Consider the following 1,836-nt stretch of genomic DNA (forward strand, 5'->3'; position numbering starts at 1 on the left):
CTAGGAGACTGCTGAAGAAGTCAGCGCGTCGGCGCTGGCGGTCCGAGCTGAAGCTGGGATCCTTGCGCGGTGCAGGGGCGCTCGGATGATCAGCGTGAGTTGCTGGACGTGGAGTCGGTCGCGGGGCATCTGCTCAAGCCGGGCAGCGTGTTCGCGTTCCTGGCCGCCCACCGCAGCCGGTTGTTCGCGCCGGAGCTGTTCACCGACCTGTTTCCCGCCCGTCGCGGCCGGCCCAGCGTGCCGCCGGAGGTAGTGGCCACGGTGCTGGTCCTCCAAGCCCTGCACGGCCTGTCGGATCGCGAAGCGGTCGAGGCACTCACGTTCGATCTGCGGTGGAAGGCCGCCTGCGGGCTGGCGATCACCGATCGGGGGTTCGACCCCTCGACGTTGACCTATTGGCGGCGTCGGCTGGCCGGCTCCGAGCGCCCGAACCGGGTGTTCGAGACCGTCGCGCAGGTGGTCGCCCAGACCGGGGCGGTCGCCGGGAAGACCCGCCGCGCGCTGGACTCGACCATCCTGGATGACGCGGTGGCCCGTCAGGACACCGTGACCCAGCTGATCGCCGCGATCCGCCGGGTCGCCCGTGACGTGCCCGGCGGCGGCGAGGTCGTCGAGCAGCGCACGAGTGGGCACGACTACGCGAAGCCGGGCAAGCCCGAGATCGCCTGGGACGACCCGCAAGCGCGCGACGAGCTGGTCTCGAGGCTGGTCAACGACGCGCTGGCGGTGCTTGCTGAGCTCGAAGCGCGCTATCCCGACAGCGCGGGACTCGACGAGCGCGCCGGGCAGGCGGTGGCGTTGTTGGCGTTGGTCGCCGGGCAGGACGTCGAACCGGCCGAGGGCTCGGACGGCACCGACGGGCGCTGGCGGATCGCGACCAAGGTCGCCCCGGACCGGGTGATCTCCACGGTCGACCCGGACGCCCGCCATGCCCACAAGTCCCGGGAACGCCGCCAGGACGGCTACCGCGCCCACGTCGTGGTCGAGCCCGACACCGGGCTGATCACCAACACCGGGCTGACCAAGGCCACCGGGCCGGACAACAGCGACGCCACCGTCGGCATCGCCCTGCTCGCCGGCGACACGAGTCTCGATCCTGCCGCCGGCGAGCCGGTCGAGGTGCTCGCGGACTCGGCCTACGCCAGCGGCGACGCTCTGGGCGCGCTCGAGGCCGCCGGACACACCGCGGTGATCAAGCCGTGGCCGCTGCGCCCGGCGATTCCCGGCGGGATCACCCTCGACGACTTCGCCCACGACCCGAACACGAACACCGTGACCTGCCCTAACGGCAACACCCGCCCCGTCTCCGCCACCGGGTCGGCGACCTTCGGAGCCGTCTGCCGGGGCTGCCCGCTGCGTGAGCGCTGCACGACCGCAACCCGCGGTCGAACCCTGCACCTCGGGCCGCATCACGCCCTGCAACGCGCTCACCGCGCCCGCGCCGGACTCCCCGAGCACCTCGAGGCCTACCGCCGGCACCGGCCCATGGTCGAGCGCTCCATCGCCTGGCTGACCCGCGGCCACCGTCGCGTCCCGCACCGTGGGGTGGCCAAGAACAATGCCTGGCTGCACACCCGCGTCGCCGCGCTCAACCTGCGCCGGCTCCTGAACCTGGGCCTGCACCTCGACCACGGCCGCTGGGCCCTCGCCTCGGTCTAAGCCGGCGCCACCGGCAGCCCCCCAGGCTCCCGCAGGGGCTCGACACCCGGCCCGCGCCAAGCCACCATCACCGCCGGGCGGGCGACCTCTTGCCGCATCTCCGGGTGCTGGCCTCACCGCAGCGCGACTGCCGCGAGGCGCCCCGCCCACCAAACCACTTCTTCAGCGGTCTCCTAG

At 72.9% G+C, this 1,836-nt stretch carries 1 protein-coding gene; it reads left to right on the forward strand.

Annotated features, from left to right (window positions below):
- Positions 1-69 precede the first annotated feature (69 nt).
- Complete coding sequence (locus ACR9E3_RS32435) at positions 70-1,659, forward strand: IS1182 family transposase (protein WP_460385199.1); 1,590 nt, start codon at positions 70-72, stop codon at positions 1,657-1,659.
- Positions 1,660-1,836: the final 177 nt, after the last annotated feature.

The organism is Actinomycetospora sp. C-140 (assembly GCF_054796175.1).